Raw genomic sequence first — 26,870 nt, forward strand, 5'->3', positions numbered from 1 at the left:
TTAGGGTGTTATAGCGATATTTTATAATCCTAAATCGTCATTTGCTTCGAATTGTTTAGCTTTCGTTACAAAATCTTCTAGCAAATTTGGATTTGTATTATCAACGAATGGTGGGGGTATACTAGGTTCTGTTTTAGAACTCAAACCAAACATTGAAGCATAAGTCATATCTAGCTTAAGATGGTAAAAGACAATAGTCTTCTTTTTGCCATTAGAATCTGGAACGCTACGTTTTGTTGTTTTACGGTTCCGATCAGAATGGATATAATCTTTGTCTCGTAAAGCATCAATTACAATATTTACATCTTGGAATTGATTTTCATTCAACATATTTTTAAATACATTTTTCAGGATTTTAACTTGTATGTGGTCTTCTTTGAGTTCAATAAGTCCATAATTCTCAATCATTGTTGATAGCTTGGCATCCTCAGAGAATTTCCCCCGGTTTTGCGCTACAAACTGAACAATGACCTCAATAGATTTCTCTGCTAGTGAGCGTTCTGAAACTGACTCCAAGTGATAACTAACCAAGTATGCTCTTACTGCATCTATATCAATAGGTACTGCAATAACACGTTCGAATATCCGAGCAGATGTCGCAATCACTGCATAGCGTTTGAACATACGAATACCAGTATTACTCGTTTCATTTTTTAGTTGGTTTTTGAACCAATCATGTTCCGCATGAAACCATTTAATTACTTCGTCTTCACGTTTTAAAAGATATTCAGCTACTAATGGCATGATATGGCCATAATTGACCGATGTAGCCCTTTTAATTGCATCTGCATTGTCAGCACTCGTCGTAAAAGCTTCTGATATTTCAATGGTACGAACATTTAATCCATCATTACGTGCACTATTATTTAAAACACTGTGTTCTGCCGTACTTATCACTGAGGTCCCCCAATTTTTGAGTGCTTTGACATTACCATCTATATTAGATCGTTGTCGGCCTTGTCCTTCTGCCAGACTGTACAACAACCCAGTAGTGTCTTTGAAGGTTGCAGCCGATAATTCGTCCAATACGATAGGCAAACCATAATTGCTACTTAAATATCCTTCAAGCGCGTTTCTAGTACCATTCCAAGACCTAAAAAGTGTATTGCTACCTTTAGTAGGATTGCCGGCTATTGAAACAGCTAAAGCGGCTGCAGTCGATTTACCTGTGCTTGAATTTCCCATAAATGAGAAGATGGTTCCCGCAAACTCGACCTCATGTCTTGTTTTTAGGAAAGCCGTAACTAATGAAGAAGCAGCAAATACTACTGCAAGTTCTAGGAGTAAGTTCCCTTTAACTTGTTTTAAGTACATCTCCCACCAGCCTTTGAAAGTACCTTTTGGTTGTAAATCATAGTGTGTTTCACAAATGATTTCATTAGCTTGAGACTGCTCTATTTCTTTTGAAAAGTATGGTTTATCCAATGAAATGACCATACCTTCATCATCAGACTGTAATACACCTACGCCGGTATATAATTTAGATAATGGAAGTGACTGGCGCATCGATTGTAACGCATAGCTTAATGATTTAATGTACCGTTCGTTGATGTTGAAGCCGTACTTAATCAATCCAGGTAGCTTGAAAGATGTTAAGATATCTGATGCTTCAATACGTTCAATATTTTTTCCGTCTGTAATAACCAATTTCTCAACCCCTGTAGACGGGTCGAGAAATTTATTTTCAATAATTATGGGACTAGACAATTGGATGATTTTTTCTATATCATTGTTACTTTTAGGTGGAATCACTTCATAAAATCCATTTGAATTTAAAAAATATGGATTTTGCTCGAATATGTTGTTAGTCATTAGTTGTTACCACCTTTCCAGTTACGTTTGTGACGCATTGGATTAGGTCCTGTCTTACGGTAAACTAAGTTCCCATTACTATTCTTACCAATAATGACAAATGGAACATTTGGTGTGTGCTTTACAAAGTATGAGAACCAACGACCTACCTCTTGTTGAACTTCAGTTGAACAGGTAAATCCAGATTTTAAGTTTAAATCACTAAATGTAAATGTAATATCTTCAGATAGACTGAAAGCAGCACCTAAAATTCTTCTTTTAAATTCGTTAAAATCTTCACCTTTGTACTTCATAATAATTTACCTCCGACTATTTTAATTTATGTATCGGCCGAATACATGTATAAATATATAATGAAAAACGACAGGTGTAAGTTCGGAAAATAGGGGAGTAATTTCCATACAATAATAATTGAAAATTATATTGACAAAAAAAGAGTACCGACATTAGTCGATACTTCATTGGTATATAACTATTTAGTTGTAATATAAAAAAATTCTGAATAATTATCACTTTTATTTAAATGATAATTTAATGCTTTTTTTAATTCAGAAATGAGTTTATTTCTATGTTCCTTAGTAAATTTCGGTTGGCCGACTAATTCACTATTAGTTAACAGTTTGAGTATTAAATCTTTAGGTGCAGAAGATTGTGTTTCTTTATTAGTAATATATTTAGCTAAATTAATATCTATTGGAACACGCGTTTCATGTTTTAAATACTTGTTATAATCATACGATTGATATTCAGCTAATTTTGAGTTTATCTCGTCATTCAACTCTGCTAGTTCGCTTAAGTAGTATTCTAGAACATTTAATTTTTGATTATTATTAAGGTCAGGTACGGTTATAATATCTACGATTTTAGATTTAATACCTACTTCGACATTTGAATTCACTAAAAAATATAAGTAATAATTTGTCAGAGCTGTCTCATAATCAGTGGAATCTGTTATTTCATTTTTAATAAAATAAAAAAGGTTTTCATTGATTTTATTCATATGATTTAAGTCTTTTTCATTAGCACCATACTTTAAAAAATGAAGGTAATCAGAGTTGTTTGATAAAATATCATGTATTACATATTTACTTTTAGGTTTAAATGCAAAGGATTTTCCATTTTTAAAGTTATCTGGATTGATACCAAGGTAATGACAAAACTTTTTGAAGTTTGCTGAAAAGTTCGTTTTGGTTGGTATAAATAAATCATCATCTTCCCATTTATCTGGTTTGTTTTCAAGTGCCTCACTAATATCTGTAGAGCTTTTAACATTATTGTAATAAATGAATTCTACCTCTAATTTAATAATCTCGTTAAGATTCATTGAATATTCATTTTTATTACGAGTTTTACTAGCATTGTTTATTTCTTCATATGATTTGTTTGAATCATTAAGTACTTTCTTTACATCTTTTGGATCTATCTTCCCAATTATTGATTGCAACTCATGTCCCCAATCGCTGTTCATCAAATCACTCATTTCTTCATTTTGTTTTAATTATACTCTAAAGACATATAAATATTTATAGGGAACAGAAGTTCTTAAATTGTTATAATTAAAATAATTAATTTTTAAAATCAGTTTAATGTAGAAAAAGTTTGAACATAAAAGGGAACGATTTTAACGACTGAGATAGAAATAGTAAAGATCAATTTCTTTATTTGTGAGGCTATAATTAGTGAAAGGGGATCTAATTATGATAACTGAGGACATTCTCAAACAAATTTCTAATGTTTTTAATGGGGATGATGAAGATAGTGTTTATAATTATAAAACAGGCGCAGTTTAAACTAGAGTTGAAATTATTTTGGATTTAAATCGATTTTATGTATAAATTCTATAACTTTTAATTTTTGTTGAGTGACATAGGGATAGACATTGAAAAATGACTAGTTAATGATTTAGATATTCTTTTTTATTGTACATAAAGAGACTGAGACATTTATTTATGTCCCAGACTCCCAATTTATAACACGATTTAATATAAACTTTATGCTCCAATCAATTTTAGCATTATAAGTGCTTTGAATGGGGTTCCAATAAAACGGACAGCTCTGTTGTTAAAGTATCAATATCACATGGTTTTGATGCTTCAATCCACCATACAATAATGCCTACTACAGCTGATGATAAAAATTGGATTGTAATTTCATTATTTTCTTGATTCATGTTGTCGCGCATTTTCTTTGATAATGTTTGTTTAACTATATTAAGATCCGACCTTTTAAACAAAGTCTTTAAAATAGTGTACTGATCATCAATGACATATAATATTTCACGTAATGCCTTTTCATTATCCTCTGATTTTGCTATGTAAAGATTGCATTGATTTACTGCTGCACTCAAAATAAAATCAATAGCATGCTCATAAAATAATGTATTAATTTTACAGATGACTTGGGTGGAGATGATTCGTTTATAGAGGTAAGATGCATCATCTTATTTCTACTTCTAATTGCTAAGCAAAGAATTAGGTAGGCTAAACAGATAAAACGGTATAATGCAGTGATTATTAAATAATTAGTCATGATGCGCATCACTACAATCAAAAATTTTAGATGCCAGTTCATTGGCTTTATGAATATGTTTGAAAGTTTTTGTAGTCGATAATTCAGGCCAGCTAAACTACACAAGTCCTTCACGACTGCTCCAATTTTCAGGATCGGTTACATTGTCTCCAATACCCTTTAATAAATTTACTTTTTTTTATTTCAGAATCATTGGCTATATCAGGATAGTTAATATTTTGTATCTTACCTTTTTTAGCTTTCATAAAAGCGATAGCAGACGTACGTTTTGGTGTGAATATATCTGCTGATTTAACTTTATTATTAATGTACATAGAAATATGGAGTTGATAAGGGTTCATATCATAAGCATTTTCAACTAAGTCCATTATAGCGTCACCACCAGGTCTAGCAGCAGCTTCTATGACATAGAGTTGGTCGCCTTTGATTTTTATTTCCACATGAGCAACGCCTCGCGTAATACCTAAAGTCTGACACGTGCGGATTGCAAGGTTTTTAATATCTTCATTTTTATATCTGTGACTTGGGACTAAATGACCCATTTCAGTAAACCATGGTCTGGGAGATAAATATTTTTCGGTAACTGTAATGACCTCATAAAAATGATGACCACACAACACTTCAACTGAAACTTCGTCATCACTATCAATAAATGTTTCAATCAGAAATTTATTTTTAGATACATGAAAGGTATCAGCATAAGTCTCCATAATTTGTTTCGATTTTCTATAGGCATCCATGCATTCTTTTTCGTTATTTGCTAAGTAAACCCCATCACTGCCTCCAAAATCCATTGGTTTTATAATTACTGGGAAAGTAAATTCTTTGATACATTCTTTCAATTCTGTTGCATCATTAAATTGTATCGACTTTGCTGTAGGAATGTTTGCTTTTTCAAATAAGGATTTCATGATGTGCTTGTTTCTGCAAGCTTTAATAACCTTTGGTTCAAGGTAAGGCAAACCGTAGTCTCGATTTAATTGATTAGCTACTTCTAATGTCCAATCATTTAAGGGGACGATGCTTTTTGGTTCGTACCCCTGAATTTGATAATATGCTATCTCTTTCTTTATCTCTTCATAGCTTAAAGGATTGGCATCAATGCAAAAATCAAAATACGCATTGTACTTATATTTTGCATTTTGAATTGCTGTCCATATTTGAAAATCACCGATTGCTTTGCCACCAGCGTAAGCATGTTCTCTTAAAAACTGATCTGCACCTAATAACAATAGATATTCTGTCATATGAGCTTCCTAATTTTTATGAAATGATTAATATATAAAAATAATACTATATAAAATTATATTTGGAATATAGTTGGAATGAATTTTGGGAAATATGAATTTTATTAATTTGAGTATTTTGAATTGGTTTGAGAGAAGTGTAATGAAATTCGAAGCATGATTAAGAAGATTGGAAATATAAAAAAAGACTAATTCGCTCAAGCGAATTAGTCTTTTTACAATTAAGAGTGGGGGTCGTTCTAAACTCTCAATTGAAGCCCTACAATTGTTAGTTGTTTTTAATATTCGATATTCGGTGCTTTATTCACGTGTTTTTGATAACGTTTTAAAGCGCAAAAACCGATAGCGCCGATTACTGAAACTACTAATAGTTTTTTCATTTTTTTCACAATCCTTTAAAATTATTATGCATTAAACTACTATTTACTATAATAGTTTAGGTTTAAGCTTTTAGAAGTTTGTTGACGTGTACGTCTCATTAAATCAGGATCTTCAATTAATGATTGACCATAAGATGGAATCATTTTTTTGATTTTTGGTGTCCATTCTGATTTATATTTAGGGAAGTTTTTCTCTAATACTTCTAATGCAACTGATACTGAAGTAGAAGCCCCTGGAGATTCACCTAATAATGCAATTACAGTATGATCTTCAGAATTAACCACTTCTGTACCGAATTGGATAAAGCCTTTACCGTTTTCAGGTGTATCTTTGATTACTTGAACACGTTTACCAGCATTGTATAATTGCCAGTCTTCGTCACGTGCTTCTGGGTAGAATGTACGAATATGGTTCATAGTACCTTCTTTAGTCATCAAGATTTGATCAATTGAATATTTAATTAATGGTAAGTTTTTAACTGCTGATGCTAATAAAGTTGTGATGTTATATGGTTTAACAGATTTAAATAAATCTAAATTAGAACCTTGTTTAAGGAATTTAGGTCCAATACTAGCGAATGGTCCAAATAGTAATGTACGTTCACCATCAATATAACGTGTATCTAAGTGAGGTACAGTCATTGGTGGTGTACCTTGAGGTTCTTTACCGTATACTTTAGCATCATGTGCTTGTATAACATCTGGATTTGTACAGATTAAGAATTGACCAGTGATTGGGAATCCACCTAAGTGTTTACTTTCAGGAATACCTGTTTTTTGTAATAGTGGAATTGCGCCACCACCTGCACCAATAAATACATAATCAGCTAGTTGTGTTTCTACACTACCACTGTTACGTTGACGTACTTTAACTTCCCATTTACCGTCTTTACGTTGGTTAAAGTCCATTACTTCGTGGTTGTATTGAACATCTACATTAGGTTGTTTTTCTAAGTTTTTGGCTATTTTACGAGTAAGTTCACCAAAGTTTACGTCAGAACCTTCATCAATTTTACTAGCTGCCATAATGTCACCTGCACTATGACCTTGCATCATTAATGGAATCCATTTTCTCATTTGTTCAATATCTTCTGTATATTCAATATTGTCGAACATTGGGAATTCTTTCATAGCTTCATAACGATCTTTTAAAAATTGAACGTTATTTTTACCTCTTACAAAGCTAATGTGTGGTAGCGGACGAATAAATTCTTCAGGGTTACTGATTGTTTTGTTTTGAACTAAATGACTCCAAAATTGTTTTGATAATTCAAATTGTTCATTAATCTCTTTCGCTTGCTCAATGTTAATTGAACCATCTGGTTGTCTAACTGTATAATTCAATTCACATAAAGCAGCGTGTCCTGTACCAGCGTTATGACGCTCGTGAGAACTTTCATCACCTGGACGATCTAAACGCTCGTATAATTTAATATCCCATTCTGGTGCTAATTCTTTAATCATTGTACCGAATGTAGTACTTAATACCCCAGCGCCAATTATTACAACGCTTTTTGACTCTTTGTTAGTAGCCATTATCTAATCACCTTTCCTTATCTCAACTTGCAACTATAGTATAATACTAAATCACCTATCATTAAAATACATATTTTTTATAGGTGCCATTCTAATATGGAATCTTTTTTATTTCTACTATTAAAACATAGAGAGAAATAAATTTTTTAAATATCTTTTTTGTTATTCGATTGATGTATAACTTCATTTTAACAGAAAATTTACAAACATTCCATAATATAGCATTGCTAATTAAATATAGAAAAATTATAGTTCTATGTAATTTTACCCCGATCAATCTTCAACAAACACGACTATCAAAATATTTGTACATTTATTTATTCACGCACGTGCGTATGTACACGTGCGTACATATTAAAGTAGGAAAGTTTAATTTTCTAATATCAACATTGAGCAACTGGAAAGATAACAGCTATTTTAAAAACTTCCTATATAATAGTTATCCATATACACGCAAATTATCCAACTTTCACATGTTCTAACCATTACTTTTTTCTATGGGTTAGATAGATAATATGTATTTGATATATATGTTGCAGCGTTTTATAATAAGTATGTAATCAATTTACAGCGCAAATCATTCGTTATGACATGCCATGGTATAGGACTAAATGTGAACGGCGCTAATTTAGAGTATTAAATATGAATTTTTCATAATAATGTAATGAGATTAAATTTTTAATACATTGTTAAGTGAATAATTTAAATTGCTTGCAATGATTAATGATTTTTTGCATTAAATGTTGAAAGGAAATGAATGTAAAATGGCTGACAAAAATTATACAGCAGCAAATATGGTAATAAATACTTTGAAAAATAATGGTGTGGAATATGTATTCGGTATCCCAGGTGCTAAAATCGATTATTTATTCAATGCACTTGAAGATGATGGCCCAGAACTTATTGTAACGCGTCATGAGCAAAACGCGGCAATGATGGCACAAGGTATTGGACGCTTAACAGGTAAACCAGGTGTTACCTTAGTAACAAGTGGCCCAGGGGTAAGTAATTTAACGACTGGACTTTTAACAGCGACATCAGAAGGAGACCCTGTATTAGCATTAGGTGGCCAAGTTAAACGTAACGATTTATTACGTCTAACACACCAAAGTATTGATAATGCAGCATTATTAAAATCTTCAACAAAATATAGTGAAGAAGTTCAAGATCCAGAGTCATTATCAGAAGTTATGACAAATGCGATGAGAACTGCAACTTCAGGTAAAAATGGCGCAAGTTTCATAAGCATACCGCAAGATGTTATTTCTGCACCGGTTGAATCACAAGCGATTGCACTTTGCCAAAAACCTAGCTTAGGTGTGCCAAGTGAACAAAATGTTAATGAAGTAATTGAAGCGATTAAAAACGCGAAATTCCCTGTATTATTAGCAGGTATGAGAAGTTCAAGTTCAGACGAAACGAATGCAATCCGTAAATTAGTTGAAAAAACAAATTTACCAGTTGTAGAAACATTCCAAGGTGCGGGTGTGATTAGTCGTGAACTAGAATCCCATTTCTTTGGTCGTGTTGGTTTATTCCGTAACCAAGTCGGTGACGAATTATTAAGAAAAAGTGACCTCGTTGTTACGATTGGTTATGATCCAATTGAATATGAAGCGAGCAATTGGAATAAAGAATTAGATACTAAAATTATTAATATAGATGAAATTCAAGCGGAAATTACAAATCATATGCAACCAGCAAAAGAATTGGTTGGTAATATTGCTGGCACAATCGAACTTATTTCTGACAAAGTCGATGAACCTTTTATCAGTCAAAAACATTTAGACGAATTAGAAACTTTAAGAGCGCATATACTTGAATCAACTGGTATCAAACCAACACATGAAGATGGCGTGTTACACCCAGTTGAAGTCATTAAGTCAATGCAAAAAGTATTATCAGATGATACAACAGTAACTGTAGACGTAGGTAGTCACTATATTTGGATGGCACGTAAATTTAGAAGTTACAATCCAAGACACTTGCTATTCAGTAATGGTATGCAAACGTTAGGTGTTGCGTTACCATGGGCTATTTCAGCTGCTTTAGTACGTCCTAATACACAAGTTGTATCCGTTGCTGGTGATGGTGGTTTCTTATTCTCAGCACAAGACTTAGAAACTGCTGTACGTAAAAATCTTAATATCATTCAATTAATTTGGAATGACGGTAAATATAACATGGTTGAATTCCAAGAAGAAATGAAATATGAACGTAGTTCAGGTGTAGACTTTGGTTCAGTAGACTTCGTTAAATATGCTGAATCATTTGGTGCTAAAGGCTTACGTGTAACAAATCAAGAAGAATTAGAAGCGGCAATTAAAGAGGGATACGAAACTGAAGGACCAGTATTAATTGATATCCCAGTGAATTACAAAGATAATGTCAAACTTTCAACAAATATGTTACCTGACGCTTTTAACTAATATCGAATCAAACGGCGAAAATGATTAATTATTTATCAAAATAGGAGTGAATAAAGTTATGACTAACGTACTATATCAACACGGCACACTAGGTACATTGATGGCAGGCCTTTTACAAGGTACTGCTTCAATCAATGATTTATTAAAACATGGAGACATTGGTATTGCGACTTTAACAGGTTCAGATGGTGAAGTGATTATCGTTGATGGTAAAGCTTATCATGCCAATGAACATAAAGAATTTGTAGAATTGAAAGGTGACGAATTATCACCATATGCAACCGTATCAAGATTTACACCTGATAAAACGTATAGCACGAGCAATAAATCTTCAGCAGAAGTTTATGATGAAGTTAAAGAAAAAATGTTAAGTGAAAATTTATTCTCTGCTGTTAAAATTTCAGGAACATTTAAAAAAATGCATGTACGTATGATGCCAGGACAAGAACCACCATATACAAGATTGATTAACTCAGCGAATAGACAACCTGAACAAATTGAAGAAAATATCAAAGGTTCTATTGTAGGCTTCTTTACACCAGAATTATTCCATGGTATTGGTTCAGCAGGTTTCCATGTTCATTTCGCTAATGATGACCGTAATTTTGGCGGACACGTATTGGATTTTGAAGTTTCAGATGTTACGGTAGAAATTCAAAACTTTGAAACATTTGAACAACATTTTGCAGTCGATGATGAAGCATTTACAAATACGGATATTGACTACAAAGATATTGCAAAAGAAATAAGACAAGCAGAATAAAGGAGTAGCGAGCAAATATGTTAGTTGAAAGTTTTAACCCTCTTCGTTTGTCAAAATAAGCTAGACAGTTTACCTACATCCATGTAACTCATAAATACTTCCAACGGGGTTTGATAATTCAATGACTTTCTGGGGATATGGTTCCTTCTGGTAGAGACGGAGGAAACAAACCGCTGGTCCACCTGATTGAAATCCATCCCCTTAGGCAATCCATCTGTCCGCAATAACCCATTGGAATGTTCATTCAACCCGCGCTGGGAAGGGGTGCCCGGATCAGCGAAATAGATGGAAAGATCATTCTGATTACTGATTGACCGCCAATTCGAGAATTCTTTGCCACAATCGAATGTAATGGATTTGAACAGGTTTCTGGGCACCTGATGACACCATGTGTTGAGCGTGGTTTCGATATCCTTCGCTGTTCTGCCTTCGGGTTTTAGCGTGATGATGGCTTTTGACAGGCGTTCAACCAATGTAATGATGGCACTTTTATGGTGGACACCGACAATCGTGTCGCCTTCAAGATGACCAAATTCTTCGTTGAATGCCGGATAATCCGTCTCTCTTTCAGAAATGTTCCGTTTGAATGTCTGTCTGCCCCGGCGTTCCTTATGACCGTTTGGTTTTCGCTTGCCTTTCATCGGCAGTGTAGAAATATCAAACTGCTGACGTTTGAATAGCCGGTACAGTGTCCGTCCCGAACAATTAATTGGGTGTTCCTCGCGACCAGTAATCACATCGGGGGTCCAGCCCTGAGCGACTTTTTCTTCAACATAGAGATGTTGATCGGCGGGTAGTACAGTCTGTTTTCTACCACAGCGTTTCTTGTTCTGCTTATAGCGCTTGTAATAATCCAGTGCCGTGTGCCCGTCTTTCAGAAAAGTCACCACATTGTGCACTGTTTGACGGGCCCGGCCCATCTGTCTTGAAATCTTTGTGACAGAGCTATTTTGATGGAAATAGGCTTCTATTATTATCAATTCATCCGTGCTAAGATGGGTGTAGGTCATTCGTGATCACTCCTATGATTTCTTTGGTTGGAAATTCATTTTGAGTGTATCACGAGTGGCTTTTCTTATGTGTCTAGCTTAATTTTACAATCGGCGAAATGAAAAAAGACTTACTAAATAATTTGAAGGAAAAAAGAACTAGTAATAATAAATCTTCAAGTATAAAAAGCGATTATATTAATAAAGACTTAAGAGATAAATTAAAAAATGCACAATCATATACGTCTAAAAATATGGATTTAATAGAAATCAATAATATTAATACAATCGATATTGATAGAGATGATTTTGATTCGGTTGAATATAATAAAGAATTTGCTGAAAAAGAAAATATTAATTTAGATAGTCCATTTTTAAATCTATATAGTAAGAATGAACAAGTAAAAGTTGCGGAACAAATGATTCAAAAATTTGATTTACTTAAGCTAGACAGTGATGATTACTTGTTTGCAACTTCAGCAGGTTTAATAGCTGGATTTGTAGATACTATTTTTGTAGGTACTATAGGAAAAGGTAAAGATGCCAAAGGTTTACAAAAAATGGTGGATAAGGGTACAGAAGAATTAGTGAAAAAATATGCGTTACATGAAAAAATAGCAAAGTTAAATAAACAAAAGAAGAAAGCTAATTCACAAGATGCAATAAATAAAATCAATAGTAAAATAAAAAATTTAAAAGAAAACAAAGCAAATATTGACATAAAATCTAGTATTAGATATTTAGAAAAGAATCATAGTGTAGGCTATGATACAGCAGACTCGATAAATATTGTTGGTATGGTTGGTAAGATGTCACCTGATAACCATCATTTACTATCAATAGCTCATGAACCTAGCTTATTAGGTTTAATTGTTGGAATAAGGGATCAACTTACAGGTACTTCAACTTTTATGACTAAAGAGGGTAAAATTATAAATATAGCCTCACAGAATAAAAATAAAGAATTAACAGGAAATATATTTGAACAAATCATACAAGCAACTGATAATTGGTTTGGTCATATTATGAGTGATATATCTGGAAGTAGTGGATCTAAAGGAAGAGGAAGTGGATTACCAGTTCCAGGTTGGTCTTCTTTACAAAAATTACAGTTTGGAAATATTAAATTAAAAACTAATAAAAAAGATACTTACACATTTGCAGAAGTATCTGAATGGATGTTTAAGAATGGATATGATGTCAGAGCTTTTACGGCAGAATTAATACCAGTTTTAATTTATGAAACACTTATAAGGCTTTATTGGATTTATAAGCAACATCTATATTACGGAAAAAGTTTAAAAGATAGTTTTCCAATTGCTAACAATAGGGAGTTAGCAAGATTATTGTTAATAGGAGGATCAACTTTTTCTTCAATCGATGTGACGCATGGGTTGATAAAATCTGGTAAAAAAGGTGGAGTTCAACCTCAAGGAATAGCAACTTTTATAATGACAGTAAATAAACCTGGATTAATAGATTTAGGGTTTAGGAGTTATCAAAATGTGCGTCTGGAGTTAGAACACAGAAAAACTGTTGAACGTATTTTAGATGAAGATATTGTATTAGAGTATAATCGCATAATGTCTTCTGAGAAAATTTTTGAATAGCGTGTTATGAAATATAAAATATATTAGGATTGATGCATAAATCAATTAATAATCATATATAAAAGAGGAAATATTGTTAGTCTTTTCTAACAGTATTTCCTCTTTTATATAAACCGCATCACCAACTGATAAGCAGAGCCCTATAATAAATAAAACAAGAAATTAAGTTGTACTTAACTTAGAAGTGGATGTGAAGACTATTAAACTTTTTTAGGTAAGCTTTAACCTGTAAATATCTTTTTAGAAAAAGGTGAAGATTTATTAGATTATCAACATATTAAATCACAAATAAAAAGTAGAGACTTACAGATAAATAATAAATTTACGAAAGATCCACAAGTTGCTTTTATTCATAATGCACGTAAGTTTTTAGGAGATAAATTTATTAGAACTGCAAAACCACATAAATTACTAAGTAATAATAAATTAATTGCTGTTAAACTTCATTTAATTAGTCGAAAAACATTAGGGGGTATTCAAACCAACCTAGATGGACAAGCATTTAATCAAGATAATCAATTAATTGAAGGTCTATACGCTGCTGGAGAAGCGTCAGGTTTTGGTGGTGGTGGTGTACATGGATATCGATCTTTAGAAGGTACTTTTTTAGGTGGTTGTATATTTAGTGGTATTCGTGTTGCACATGGTATAAGTAAAAAATGAAATAATGGAGGAACTTATATGTCTAATAACTCTGAGTTAAAAGAAATTAAAAAAAGCGTAATTTTAAATGAAAGTAAAGATAAAGTCTGGGATGCTATTGCAACATCTGAAGGTATTGCTGGTTGGTGGATGCCAAATGACTTTGTAGCAGAAGAAGGGAAAGATTTCACATTACAAGCTGGTAATTTTGGTGATTCTCCATGTAAAGTAACTAAAATTGAACCAAAAAGTATAGTTAGCTTTGATTGGGGGAAAGATTGGAATCTTACCTTCAAATTGAAAGAAATTGATCAGCACACAACTGAATTTACATTGATTCATTCTGGATGGAATGAAAATAAAAAAACAGAATTTGGGCAACCTCATTCTGTAGTACAAAGTATTATGGACGATGGTTGGGAAGAAATAGTTCAAAAGCACTTAGTAAATTATGTGTCGGCATATTAGTATTACTATTATATACAGTACTTAAGAGTATTTAAATTGGATGGTGTAAAAATTAAATCGATCATAAATATAGAGGCAAGGATATTAGATGATATCCTTGCCTCTATATTTATTATTTAAATGCTAGTTAATTCAACATCTAATTTTATGAGTAATAAGAATGTCCCTTTAGGTATCTTTTGAAAGTTATTAGATTCTTAACTTGTAATGAATTTTTTTTAAAACAGCCCATTAAATGTATACACCCTATGTGTAATAAGGAATGACACTAATATCAAAAATTCAGAAATCAGTAATATTATTTTGAAAATATTACAACTTTTTATTTAGTATACACAAATCGATTACAAGTATTTATTTTCATTTAAGCACGTGATAGATTGAGTTCTATAGTTTAAGAAAAGGAAGGTTTATTAAAATGAAAAAAATACTAACAACTTCAATAGCGACTATTGGAATTCTAACTATGAGTATTGCTCAACAAGATGCACAAGCTGAAGAACAAAATAGTGTATCTACTCAAAATACTCACAACTATACGGGAATTGAAAATGATGTTTATTATACAATAGATAGTAAAGGGAATTATCATCACACATTAGATGGCAATTGGAATCAATCTATGTTTGATCATAAAGAATATAAATCGTATGAAGTAGATCAAAATGGTGTTACGCATTATTACTATTTTGAAAAAGATGATAATGATTATTCACCATCTCAATCAAATCAATCAATTAAGGATAAAGGTTATCAAGTAAATGATGGAGAAGAGAATCAAATATCTGAAACAAATAAAGAAACGATAGCAAATGATAATCAAACAGCTAAGCATAATGAAACAGGAAGTAATGGACATGTAGCGACTTCTAATGAAACAAATGATAATCAAGAAACAGCTCAATATAACAATACGGCTTCTAAAGAACAATCTACTCATAACAACGATGCAACAAGCACTAAGGAAGCCAAAGGTAATGCAGAAGCTTCATCAAATTGGCTTACTAAAAATAAAAAGTTACAAGAATATGGTCAATATCACGGCGGAGGTGCACATTACGGTGTAGATTATGCTATGGAAGAAAATACCCCTGTATACGCTTTAGCAGATGGAACTGTGATTCAAAGTGGTTGGAGTAACTACGGTGGTGGTAACCAAGTAACAATAAAAGAGAAAAATAGTGATTATTATCAATGGTACATGCATATGAATAAATTAAATGTAAATAAAGGTGACGAAGTGAAAGCAGGTCAACAAATTGGACAATCAGGTAATACTGGTAATTCAACAGCACCACATTTACATTTCCAACGTATGCAAGGTGGCGTAGGTAATGAATATTCAGTTAATCCAGATTCTTATATCAACAACAATCAATAATTTTATAAGAAAAAATCACGTCTTATTATAGGCGTGATTTTTTTATTTGAACTTAAGAAGTAGATATGTTTAAATATAATTATTATAGTTACATTTTAAAAGGAGATGATTCATTGAATTTAGAATTTAATATCGCGGTTCACGTATTAACTTTCTTAAGTAAACATTCATCTGAAAGATTTAGTAGTGTCGAATTGTCATCAAAAGTTTGTGTTAATCCTGTGCAATTAAGAAGAGTTATGAGCAAACTATTAGAAGAAGGTTACATTACAACACAAAAGGGCAAATATGGAGGGTATCGTATAAATGGTAATGTGTTAGATACGCCATTATCCAATTTATTTAAATTATTCGCTTCTAGCCAATCATTTGGCAGAATTTACACAGGTACAAAAGAAAGTGACTGTAAAATTTCAAATGAAATGAGTCGAGTAATGTCAAACTACCATCGAAAAGAATTTGAAATAATAGAAAAATATTATCAAAATATTTCTATTGGAGATATATTAAACGATATATTAATGGAGGGTTACAATGAAAAAGTATGATTTATTAATTTTAGGGTTTGGTAAAGGTGGAAAAACACTAGCAAAAACAGCTTCAGCTCAAGGGAAACAAGTAGCAGTTGTTGAACAATCCAAAAAAATGTATGGTGGTACATGTATCAATATCGGCTGTATTCCATCTAAAACATTAGTGCACGAAGGATTAGAAAGTGGATCGTTCAATCAAGCATTTGAGCGTAAAGAAGAAGTCGTAATGGCCCTTAATAAAAAGAATTATCATAACTTAGCAGACGATGAAAATATAACAGTATTAGATTACAAGGCTAGCTTTAAATCCAATAAGGAAGTAGACTTATTAGATGAACAAGGCAAAGTTGTAGATACTTTAACAGCAGATGACATTGTGATAAATACTGGTGCAACACCTGTTATTCCTGATATCAAAGGCATTAAAGAATCTAAACATTTATATGATTCTACAGGAATAATGAATTTAAGCGAACAACCTAAACGGTTAGTTATTGTTGGCGGAGGATACATTTCTTTAGAATTCGCATCTATGTTTTCGAACTTTGGTACACAAGTGACTGTATTAGAAGCGAATGATAAATTAATGCCAAGAGAGGATGAAGAAATCGTTTCACATGCGATTAAAGATTTAGAAGATAAAGGTGTAAAATTCGAGTTAGGTGCTCAAACTTCAGAATTTGAAGATAAAGATGGATATACAATCGCTAAAACGAATAAAGGTGATTTTGAAGCAGAAGCGGTATTACTCGCAATTGGTAGAAAGCCAAATACTGACTTAAATTTAGAAAACACTGATATTAAACTAGGTGAACGTGGCGAAATAGAAGTCAATAATCAATTGGAAACAGCTGTCAAACATATCTATGCAATAGGTGATGTAAAAGGTGGCATGCAATTCACTTATATTTCTTTAGATGACTTTAGAATTGTTAAAGACAAATTATTCGGTTCAGGTGCTCGCACTACAGAAAATAGAGGTGCGGTACCTTATACGGTATTTATAGATCCTCCATTATCTCGTGTAGGATTGACTGCTAAAGAAGCAAAAGAACAAGGGTATGAAATTAAAGAAGGTAAACTACCAGTAAGTAATATACCTCGTCACAAAATTAATAATGATCCTAGAGGTCTGTTTAAAGTTGTGATAGACGCAACAACAAATAAAGTACTTGGCGCTACTTTATATGGTTTACAATCCGAGGAAATCATTAATATAGTAAAACTGGCAATTGACCAAAATATTGACTATACAGTTTTACGTGACAATATATATACACATCCTACTATGATAGAATCATTTAATGATTTATTTAATATTTAATTATATATAAATGTAATAAAGGCACATCACATATTGACGAATTGTTCAATAATGTAGATGTGCCTTTTTTTATTGAAACGACATTAACTACTCTTCATCCCGATTTTAATACTTGTAATTACGATACAGTCAAACATCTATATAGACATATATCTATATAGATATTAATCTATTTAATATCTAGGAGGTACATATATGTCTTATAAAGAACTCTCAACAATATTAAAAGTGTTATCAGATCCAAGCAGATTGGAAATATTAGACTTACTTTCTTGTGGTGAATTATGTGCTTGTGATTTGTTGGAGCACTTTCAATTCTCACAACCAACACTCAGTCATCATATGAAGTTATTAGTAGATAACGAATTAGTTTATACACGTAAAGATGGTAACAAACATATGTATCAACTTAATCATGTTATTTTAGATGATATCAATCAAAATATAAACATTATTAACACATCTAACCAACGTTGTGTATGTAAAAATATAAAATCAGGTGAATGTTGATGATGACGACTTTAGCAATTGTAATTTTTCTTTTAACTTTAATCTTTGTGATATGGCAACCTAAAGGTTTAGATATTGGTATTACAGCTTTAATTGGGGCGGTCATCTCTATTATTACAGGTGTTGTTAGCTTTTCTGATGTACTAGAGGTAACAGGTATCGTTTGGAATGCCACTTTAACATTTGTAGCTGTTATTCTTATTTCATTAATATTAGACGAGATTGGATTTTTTGAATGGTCTGCAATACATATGGTCACAGCTTCAAACGGTAACGGCTTAAAAATGTTTGTATATATTATGCTATTAGGATCAATAGTAGCTGCATTTTTCGCAAATGATGGTGCAGCTTTAATCTTAACGCCAATTGTATTAGCGATGGTAAGAAATTTGGGTTTCAGTAAAAAAACGATATTCCCTTTTATTATTGCAAGTGGATTTATTGCTGATACTACATCACTTCCATTAATTGTGAGTAATTTAGTAAATATCGTTTCTGCTGATTACTTCAATATTGGATTTATTGAGTACTTTAGTCGAATGATTATTCCAAATATATTCTCTCTGATCGCTAGCATATTTGTATTATGGCTTTATTTCAGAACATCTATACCAAAAACTTTCGAAAAAAAGAATCTTATGAACCCAAATGATGCAATTAAAGACTTAAAATTATTTAAGATTTCTTGGCTAGTATTAGCAATATTACTTGTAGGCTATCTTGTTAGTGAGTTTATTCAAATCCCTGTATCGATCATTGCTTGTACGATTGCACTTATCTTTGTGATCTTAGCTCGTAATTCTCCTGCAGTTCATACTAAACAAGTGATTAAAGGTGCACCATGGAATATTGTTCTATTTTCTATAGGTATGTACTTAGTTGTATTTGGATTAAAAAACGTTGGCATCACATCAATTTTAGCTGAAGTATTATCTAATATTTCAAGTCATGGATTATTCAGTAGTGTTATGGGCATGGGCTTTATATCAGCATTTTTATCATCCATTATGAATAATATGCCTACTGTCTTAATCGATGCTATAGCGATTGGACAATCTAATGTAGTAGGAACCATTAAAGAAGGTATGGTTTATGCCAATATAATAGGTTCTGATTTAGGACCGAAAATCACTCCGATTGGTTCTTTAGCAACATTATTGTGGCTACATGTGTTAACACAAAAAGGTGTAAAGATTTCGTGGGGAATATATTTTAAAACTGGAATCATTATTACTATTCCGGTACTATTTGTCACACTCTTAGGTTTATATCTCACACTAATTATATTTTAAGAAAAGAGGCTTTAACTATGGATAAGAAAACAACTTATTTTTTGTGTACTGGCAACTCTTGTCGTAGCCAAATGGCAGAAGGTTGGGGAAAGAAAATTTTAGGTGACAGTTTTTATGTCTATTCTGCTGGAATTGAAACACATGGTGTTAATCCAAAAGCAGTATAAGCTATGAAAGAAGTAGGTATTGATATCTCAAATCATACATCAGACTTGATTGATAATGATATCTTAAGACAATCAGATTTAGTCATAACATTATGTAGCAATGCAGATGATAATTGTCCCATCATACCACCTAACGTCAAAAAAGAACACTGGGGCTTTGATGATCCAGCAGGAAAAGAATGGTCAGAATTTCAACGTGTTAGAGATGAAATCGGAAGTAGAATACAAGAATATAAAGAAACGCTCGTATAATGCGAGCGTTTCTTTATATAGTTGATACAGTTGAAATTTTAAAAAATTATAGCATATTGCTGAATTTATAGAGATATATTTCTTAAATATTGAATAGGGTGTAATTCTATGATATATAATACTTGATACACACATAAATAAGTGGAAATTTAAGTTACTTTATAAACCGCATCATTAACTGATAAGCAGAAGCATATCATAAATGATGCAGTTTTTATAAAAATCAGCTTCATATGTTAGTTAATATTCCGTCAAAACTAGGTGTGTCATCATTTTTTGGGTACCTAAAAGGTAAAAGTAGTTTAATGATATTTGATAGACATGCCAATTTAAAAAAGCAATAAATAAAAAAATTCAAGATATTGAGTTCTGAAATTCCAGGATATTGTAAAATCAAAGGGTAAAAGTAATAAATAGTATATCCAATTTTTATTAATTATTAAGCATTTGGAGGTATGTAAATGAAAGTTGCTTTTTCAGCTACAGGTTTTTGGAAGATTAATAATAAAGGAGAAGAATTAAATGGGGACTTATATTTAAATGAAGAAGAAGGTGGCGTTGTATTATATATTCGTATACCTAATAAGGGGTCAATGATGAGTTATTTAGAATTTCCTCTTGAAATACCTTTTATTACTGGTTCTACAATTAACGGTGCCAAAATGACTATTGTCAATTGTTCAAGAATAAGTACTACTAGTAGAATGGGAACAGAAGAAGTATACGGATATAGTGCTGATTTTATGTTTAATGGTGTGAACTTTAATAATAAAAAAGATATTAAATTTTCTAAAATGACTGTAAGTATACCAAATATTATTCAATGGGGGGATACTTCAAATTATGTAAGTCCTGAATTAGAAACTAATGCTACTTCTTTAATAGATTTAAGTATCGTAGAACCTATTGAAATATACTCTAATAAAAATTACAGTGTATTCTATTATTTGAATTTTAGTAATCCATTTGAACTAATGAAGGAGGAAATAGTTTTAAAGCAGATTCCTCATCTTATAATCGAAGTTCAAACAACTAAAACGATTGAATGGTTTATGGAAGTATCCAATCAGATGAGACGACTTATAGAGATAGCTATAGGTATTCCTTTAAGTTATGGGTCGATGATTGTGGAAACTCCCAAATTTTACTATGAATTGGAAAATGGTAAGAAGCATAGCCGACCACTAAAAGTTATTCATAGCTATAAACATACTGTACACAATGAAACTAATGCTAAGCGTTTAACAAAACATGATTATCTTTTTAGCCTAAGTGAGCTTGAGAAGGGAAATTTCTCCCAGTGGCAAGAAGTATCAACTATAATGGAACCTATAATTGAACTTTATATTGATAGTTTATATAACCAGAATTTATCGATTAGCCGACACTTTTTGAATATGGTACAAGCATTAGAGACCTATCATTCTCGAAGAATAGCTTTTTCTCTTAAAGATTATAAGAAAAGAGTAGAAAAATTATTAAAATTAAGTCCTGAATCTTTTCACGAAAAAGATAGGAAGTTTTTATTGGATGGTTGTAGAAATTTCATTACATTAAGAAGTCGTATTGCCGATTTATTACTAGCTAACTATGAATTTTATTTTTATATTGGAGATTTTGAATTACAAAAGTTTCCAAGTTTAATTGCTAATACGAGAAATTATTACACTCATTATAATCCAAAACAAAAAGATAAAGTTCTTAAAGATGAAAAATTAAGTGATGCTTTCCACATTTTACGTAACATATTAGAATTTTATTTATTACAAGAATTAGGATTTGAAGAGGATTTTATTCACGAAAGAATAAGTGAAAGGATACAATCAATTGCGAATAATATTAGTTTAAAAAATGCTGATAGATAAAATATTCAATAACAATAAGTATCCAATTAATTGATTATTAATTTTTTATTTCACTTTAGCCATCATATGATGAAAAATATTATAAATAAGCTGACATATAAAGATAATTCGACATTCATATCTTGCTTTTTTAAAACCGCATCACCAACCGATAAGCAGAAGCGTATCACAAAGAAAACTAAAAATAGGTTGTGTTTAATTAAAGACTATTAAGCACAATAATAAAAAGTCGCAATCTTATAATAAGATTGCGAGATATAAATTTAATACTGAAATTTTATATAGAATTATTAATGATAATAATGTATTGTGCATTTATATTGAATTCGAAAAAAATTAGATTTTTAGATTGATAGTTTTTAGTTTTAATAAATGTCATTGTAAATTTCAAACGCTTCTTTAATTTCCTCATCCAATGTAATTTTTAATGATGTATCCATATAATTAGGGTCAAATTCGTAAAATAATAAACCATGTTCAAAAGATAAAATATCGGTTTTAGAATTTGAACTAGCATCTTTAGGATATAAAATAATAACTTTTGTAATAACTGTATGGTTGTTTTTTCTAATATCTTTAGCGCCTTCTAAATGCAATAAAGACTTAGGAGAATCTCTGTAAGCAAGTAACTGTCTAAGGGATCCTATTTTTTCATCAGTTATATTTTTTAGTTTTCTGTATTTAACATCCATTGGTATACTTTTTAAATAAATATCATCTATAAAAATATCAATTCTTATATCCGGTTTGTTTTTTATATTTCCAGTATACAGTGGATTTATGATGTCAGTTTCAGAACTTTTATACTTAAGAAGCGAATTATAATGAATATTTAAAGTGATTTCCCCTTTTTCCATAGTTACATAGGTGCCTTCATCGAGATTGCTTTGGATATCTCCATTGAAAACCCATCCTTTTACAGGAGTAAAGCCACTGTTTCTTATTATTTCAATGATATTGATATAACACCATATTTCATATAGCTCATCTGTTTTTTTCCACGAATTCAATATTTTTTCTGAAAAAATGAAATCAAGATTACTTTTATTAAACTCTATGTACCATTTATACAATAAATTGTAATTTTTGTTCATAAGTGATGATTGTGGTGGTATTATATGATTTTTATAGGAAACCACGTTATACCATTCAGTCTTTCTGAGTTTTATTATTAAATTTTTAATTACATTTGTATTGTTTTGAAATTGCTCTAAATTTTGCTTTGTAATCCTAGCTTCTATGATTTCATTTTTATATTTTGAATTAAATTTAGACGTTTCATTTTCAATTTTTAAAGTAATTGTTTTATCAATTGAGTCTAATTCTTTTAATAAAAATTCTATCACAAATTTAACCCATACATTTTCTGGAATATTAAAATTAATATGTCGTTTATAAGTATATAAGTATTGCTTTTTGCTTGGATATTTAGCCGAGTATTTAAAAGTGTTTTTATCAACGGGCGGTTGTGTGTGTCTATGTACCCAGTTATATTTTTTATGAATTGTTTGTCTAGGATTTACTATTAATTGATTTATAGAATTTACAATGTCTATATAATACTTATTGATAAAATTAATTTTATCACGTAAACTATTGTTTGATTTATTTTGAATTACTTTAGCGTTAGTTTCATTGATAAAAGAATTTGCTAAACCATTTAAGTAAGCATTTACAGATTCATATAAAGATTTCCATTCTTCCTCAGTAAAATCTTTAGGAACTATTTTAATAATTGCATATTTAGTTTTTTCATTTACTAGGGTTAATAAATAGTAGCCTGGAACTAGCACATTCTGATTAGAGTTACTATTATAGTTAATTATATCTAGTGTGGCATTTGAAAGGTAACTTTCCCCTTTCTCATCAACTTTTAATACTTCATCTACAATAATATCGAAACCATTGAAATACAATTTTTCATTTTTATTAATAGATTTATGTCGAAATTTCATAGAATGGTACTCTTTGAAGGATAATACATCTTTTTCAAAATTTATATCTTTTATTGATTCTTTGAATACAATATTAAAGACATTTTCTCGGTTTCCATTACTAACAATTACGTCGAAGTTAGAATGTAAATCCATTTATATATAACTCCTTAGATTTATTTAAAATTACCTTTTTAGAATTTGTGAAATCAGAAATACTTTTATACTTATTCATTAATACTAATAAATTAGAAGAAATTACTGAATTGTTATCAGGATTATATGAACCTATTAAAAATTCAAGCTCTTCTCTTGAACCTCTGACTTTTGATAAAACTCTTTGGACAACTTGATAGTCTAAACCTTCTCCATAATCTAAGACATCTTCAAAGTTAGGAATGTTTTTTAAATAGTAATCAATATGCTTTATAACTCTAGGACCTATACCAGATTGGCTATTTATAGTTAATAGGGTGTTGTGTACTTCTTGTAAAAATTCAATAGTATTTTCGTCTAAATCTATCGTTTTACTATTTTTAAAGAAACTCTCAATATAATCTTGTTCGAAAGAAATACCTTCTGTAGTTTTGATTTTTTCGGAGTTAGCAATTTCAACTAACTGCTTAAATGGCATTACTTCTAAAGTGATTAAATCTGCTCTATCTAGTACTTTATTTGAAAAATGATGAGTCGATTCGTCTATATTGACAGTACCTACAAATCTAACGTTTTTCCCAATAGTAATTTCATGATTATATTTAGAGGAATTATATAATTTACCTCCTAATTCTTTGTTATATAATTGTAGTTTACGATTTTCTACATCTGATTCTAGTAAAGATAAAAATTGAGAAAAGTAATGTTCTATACGAGCTAAATTCATTTCATCAAAGCAAACTATAAATAGTTTGTCAGGATTAAGTTTTGCTTGAATAAGGGTCTCTATTAAACCATGGTCATCGGGTCTATAAATCATATTTAATGTATCTGCATAACCAATAATGTCTGAATCTTCTGTCCAACTTGGACTGACCGGTATAAATTTAAAATTATCTTTTAGACCTAGAGAATTTGCATAGGCTTTAATCAATTTTGACTTTCCTGTACCGCTCATCCCTGATAAAATAACTAATTTTGAAGTTTTCATTGCAGTGTGAAAATTTAAAATATCTTTCGGGCTATAAACTAAATTTTCATTAGAAAGTTTATCTATAAAGTGTTTTAAAAATTTTTCTTCTAGTTCATCATTTTCAGCCTTTTTATCAGTTTCTAGTTCAATAATATTCTCAGTATCTTTTAAAATCTTGTCTTCAATTTTTTGAATTAAGGAAGTTGTTATAAATGCTATGTTGTTTTTGTTTACTATTAAACTTTTATAGTCATCGTCCTCTAACTTGAAAAAATGTATTTTTTCATCAAAATCAAATGAAATGCCTATGTCTTCATTAAAATCAAATGATTTGATTTCTCCTATGGCAAATATATCGTTGTCATTATCTTCATAGAAAATCATTTCAGGTGTGTCATCCAGTTCTTTGGATATGTGAGAGTTACTTCCAAATTTAAGGTTTTTAGATAAATCGTTTAAAAAACTATTTATATCTTTTGCAGCGTTACTTTTATTAAATATTGGCACTGGATGTAATACATCGGCCTGTTCAATTTTTGAAGGTCGGGGTAATACTTCTTTAATATGCCCATTATAAAAATATTTATTTAGGATTGTATAATCTTCCTTTTGCTCTACATTTAAGCAAACGAATTTATCATGGATAAAATTATAAAAGTCATCAATTCTTTCAGTTTCAGATTTGCTCGTATCATCTTTATACAAATCGTATAAGCTAGTTGAGAAACAAGATATATATTTAGTTTTATTGTCTAAATTTGGATAATCATAAGGTGTCGTAGAAATTAATTTTATATAGAATTGAATAAAATCATTAGAATTTATGAAAATATTTTCTTTATTATAAGCTTTATTAATTTCCTCTTCTGTAGCGAGAATTCCAATTAAGTCAACTTTCTCCCAATTATTTTTCATTTTTTTAAATCTCCTCTTATTATTTTTATAAATTCTTCTTTATTATTAATAAAAACTACATGGATTTGCTTCTTAAGTTTTCTAGACGTATATGAAGTAATACCGAATTTTACAACGTAAAATTTCGAATTATTAGTATTATTATAACTATGTATAAAATCATCAACATTATCCTCATTATAAAAATGTGTATTTTCAGATTTTTCTAACTTCCACAAATCCGGAGCACCAATTATATTGATTTTAGTATTATTAATATTTAATTCTTTGTTTTTTAAATTAAGGAAATGTTTCTCTTTTGATTGGAGCTGTTCATTTAATCGTTCTAATTCGACTACTTTACTTTGTAAAATTTCTTCTTTTGTATTTAAATCGGAAGTTTTCAATTTAATTGAACTATTTAGTTTTACAGTTTGATTTTCAAGGTTTTTAATTTTTTTTTCTAACTCTCTATTCAATTTAAGTATCTCATCTATTTTTTGATCTTTAGTTTGTAATTTTAATTCCAAGGACTGTATTATACCTCTTAGTACTATTTCCTTATCTTCGTTTTCAGTTGGATTTTCATGCTTTGTTGATGAATTATCTATAGTTAAACTAGTTATAATTTTTTCGGTTAATTCGCTGTATTTGTCGTTTTCAAATATGGTTAATAGACCATTAAATTCTTGATTATATTTTTCGAAAATCTTATCTATCGATAATAAATAATCTAAGTTTTGTTCACTTTTAATTTTGCTTTTAATAATATTTGTGATTTTTTTGATATTCTGTGTGCTTGCTATTTGATTAGAAATATATATTTCATTCTGCTCAAGTAAATCAATCGTTATATTTGAGAATCCTTTTATTTGTAAATCGTAATCCTTTATTATTTTGAATTTATTTTTAGTGTCTTGAACTTTAAATAATTCTTTTATAGCTTTTGATTTTTGCATTATTTTATTCCTTTTCTAAGATTAATTAGAAATCAATTTTGTTAGTCACCCTTTCTATGATATGAATTTCTAAATATAATTTTATATGACTTTTTTAATGATATCGTTATAAGTGGGAATTTTCTACATTTTTCTATACTTATATTATACAATATATATAAGTATAATTAATATATATTGTATAATATAAATATTGGTAATTTGTAATTTTATTGGGCATATAGT

21 protein-coding genes and 3 pseudogenes are annotated in these 26,870 nt (G+C 30.4%); 13 read left to right on the forward strand and 11 right to left on the reverse strand.

What is annotated here, in order from left to right:
* Positions 1-21 precede the first annotated feature (21 nt).
* From cch1 to lqo, 7 genes are all read right to left on the reverse strand, one after another.
* Complete coding sequence (gene cch1, locus QMO72_RS00205; protein ID WP_103266535.1) at positions 22-1,812, reverse strand: cassette chromosome replicative helicase; 1,791 nt, start codon at positions 1,810-1,812, stop codon at positions 22-24.
* On the reverse strand, positions 1,812-2,105 hold the full coding sequence (ssb, locus tag QMO72_RS00210) for a cassette chromosome ssDNA-binding protein (protein WP_002511823.1): 294 nt from the start codon (positions 2,103-2,105) through the stop codon (positions 1,812-1,814). The genes cch1 and ssb overlap by 1 nt, the downstream gene beginning before the upstream one ends.
* Positions 2,106-2,284: 179 nt before the next feature.
* Positions 2,285-3,280: a hypothetical protein gene (locus QMO72_RS00215; RefSeq protein ID WP_002511822.1), complete on the reverse strand. Its 996-nt coding sequence runs from the start codon at positions 3,278-3,280 to the stop codon at positions 2,285-2,287.
* 546 nt (positions 3,281-3,826) lie between these two features.
* Positions 3,827-4,159, reverse strand: a complete 333-nt coding sequence (locus QMO72_RS00220) for a TetR-like C-terminal domain-containing protein (RefSeq protein WP_286093211.1) — start codon at positions 4,157-4,159, stop codon at positions 3,827-3,829.
* Positions 4,160-4,469: 310 nt separating this feature from the next.
* Positions 4,470-5,588, reverse strand: coding sequence for an ATP-grasp domain-containing protein (locus QMO72_RS00225; protein ID WP_225486677.1), 1,119 nt, complete (start codon positions 5,586-5,588; stop codon positions 4,470-4,472).
* Positions 5,589-5,866: 278 nt separating this feature from the next.
* Positions 5,867-5,968, reverse strand: coding sequence for an SE2200 family small protein (locus QMO72_RS00230; RefSeq protein WP_019468545.1), 102 nt, complete (start codon positions 5,966-5,968; stop codon positions 5,867-5,869).
* A gap of 39 nt (positions 5,969-6,007) precedes the next feature.
* Positions 6,008-7,504, reverse strand: coding sequence for an L-lactate dehydrogenase (quinone) (lqo, locus tag QMO72_RS00235; protein WP_103170146.1), 1,497 nt, complete (start codon positions 7,502-7,504; stop codon positions 6,008-6,010).
* 764 nt (positions 7,505-8,268) lie between these two features.
* Between lqo and alsS the strand changes: the two genes are divergently transcribed.
* Positions 8,269-9,933: an acetolactate synthase AlsS gene (alsS, locus tag QMO72_RS00240; RefSeq protein WP_002511819.1), complete on the forward strand. Its 1,665-nt coding sequence runs from the start codon at positions 8,269-8,271 to the stop codon at positions 9,931-9,933.
* A 58-nt stretch (positions 9,934-9,991) separates the two neighbouring features.
* Positions 9,992-10,696: an acetolactate decarboxylase gene (gene budA / locus QMO72_RS00245; protein ID WP_002511818.1), complete on the forward strand. Its 705-nt coding sequence runs from the start codon at positions 9,992-9,994 to the stop codon at positions 10,694-10,696.
* 50 nt (positions 10,697-10,746) lie between these two features.
* Here budA and QMO72_RS00250 read toward each other — a convergent pair whose 3' ends face one another.
* Entirely contained in the window at positions 10,747-11,706 is a 960-nt protein-coding gene (locus QMO72_RS00250) for an IS30 family transposase (RefSeq protein WP_040762886.1), read from the reverse strand.
* Between the two features lie 98 nt (positions 11,707-11,804).
* On the opposite strand from QMO72_RS00250, the gene QMO72_RS00255 reads away from it, so the two are divergent.
* The 11 genes and pseudogenes from QMO72_RS00255 (at position 11,805) to QMO72_RS00305 (ending at position 21,729) form a co-directional block, all read left to right on the forward strand.
* Positions 11,805-13,295, forward strand: a complete 1,491-nt coding sequence (locus QMO72_RS00255) for an ATP-binding protein (RefSeq protein ID WP_261721611.1) — start codon at positions 11,805-11,807, stop codon at positions 13,293-13,295.
* A gap of 225 nt (positions 13,296-13,520) precedes the next feature.
* Positions 13,521-13,958, forward strand: a pseudogene (locus QMO72_RS00260) (FAD-binding protein); the annotation flags it as partial.
* A gap of 18 nt (positions 13,959-13,976) precedes the next feature.
* The gene (locus tag QMO72_RS00265) at positions 13,977-14,405 is read left to right on the forward strand and encodes an SRPBCC family protein (protein ID WP_002511810.1); all 429 of its coding nucleotides are present in this window, start codon (positions 13,977-13,979) and stop codon (positions 14,403-14,405) included.
* Between the two features lie 418 nt (positions 14,406-14,823).
* On the forward strand, positions 14,824-15,786 hold the full coding sequence (locus QMO72_RS00270) for a M23 family metallopeptidase (RefSeq protein ID WP_002511809.1): 963 nt from the start codon (positions 14,824-14,826) through the stop codon (positions 15,784-15,786).
* Positions 15,787-15,899: 113 nt separating this feature from the next.
* Positions 15,900-16,334, forward strand: coding sequence for a redox-sensitive transcriptional regulator HypR (gene hypR, locus QMO72_RS00275; RefSeq protein ID WP_002511808.1), 435 nt, complete (start codon positions 15,900-15,902; stop codon positions 16,332-16,334).
* Positions 16,321-17,643, forward strand: a complete 1,323-nt coding sequence (gene merA, locus QMO72_RS00280) for a hypothiocyanous acid reductase MerA (protein ID WP_103266278.1) — start codon at positions 16,321-16,323, stop codon at positions 17,641-17,643. Before hypR ends, merA begins: the two co-directional genes overlap by 14 nt.
* Positions 17,644-17,838: 195 nt before the next feature.
* Positions 17,839-18,153, forward strand: a complete 315-nt coding sequence (locus QMO72_RS00285) for an ArsR/SmtB family transcription factor (protein ID WP_053465013.1) — start codon at positions 17,839-17,841, stop codon at positions 18,151-18,153.
* Entirely contained in the window at positions 18,153-19,445 is a 1,293-nt protein-coding gene (gene arsB / locus QMO72_RS00290; RefSeq protein ID WP_197271905.1) for an arsenite efflux transporter membrane subunit ArsB, read from the forward strand. The genes QMO72_RS00285 and arsB overlap by 1 nt, the downstream gene beginning before the upstream one ends.
* A 17-nt stretch (positions 19,446-19,462) precedes the next feature.
* Positions 19,463-19,864, forward strand: a pseudogene (arsC, locus tag QMO72_RS00295) (arsenate reductase (thioredoxin)).
* A gap of 218 nt (positions 19,865-20,082) precedes the next feature.
* Positions 20,083-20,199, forward strand: a pseudogene (locus QMO72_RS00300) (transposase); the annotation flags it as partial.
* Between the two features lie 126 nt (positions 20,200-20,325).
* Positions 20,326-21,729, forward strand: coding sequence for an ApeA N-terminal domain 1-containing protein (locus QMO72_RS00305; RefSeq protein ID WP_103266279.1), 1,404 nt, complete (start codon positions 20,326-20,328; stop codon positions 21,727-21,729).
* A 365-nt stretch (positions 21,730-22,094) separates the two neighbouring features.
* Here QMO72_RS00305 and QMO72_RS00310 read toward each other — a convergent pair whose 3' ends face one another.
* The 3 genes from QMO72_RS00310 to QMO72_RS00320 are packed head-to-tail and all read right to left on the reverse strand — an operon-like array spanning position 22,095 to position 26,645.
* On the reverse strand, positions 22,095-23,819 hold the full coding sequence (locus QMO72_RS00310) for a DUF2357 domain-containing protein (protein WP_103266280.1): 1,725 nt from the start codon (positions 23,817-23,819) through the stop codon (positions 22,095-22,097).
* Entirely contained in the window at positions 23,803-25,707 is a 1,905-nt protein-coding gene (locus tag QMO72_RS00315) for an McrB family protein (protein WP_286093212.1), read from the reverse strand. Before QMO72_RS00315 ends, QMO72_RS00310 begins: the two co-directional genes overlap by 17 nt.
* A complete protein-coding gene (locus tag QMO72_RS00320; protein WP_103266281.1) occupies positions 25,704-26,645 on the reverse strand; it encodes a hypothetical protein in 942 nt (313 codons plus the stop codon). The genes QMO72_RS00315 and QMO72_RS00320 overlap by 4 nt, the downstream gene beginning before the upstream one ends.
* Positions 26,646-26,870 lie beyond the last annotated feature (225 nt).

The organism is Staphylococcus casei, assembly GCF_030294405.1.
GTDB classification, from domain to species: domain Bacteria; phylum Bacillota; class Bacilli; order Staphylococcales; family Staphylococcaceae; genus Staphylococcus; species Staphylococcus succinus.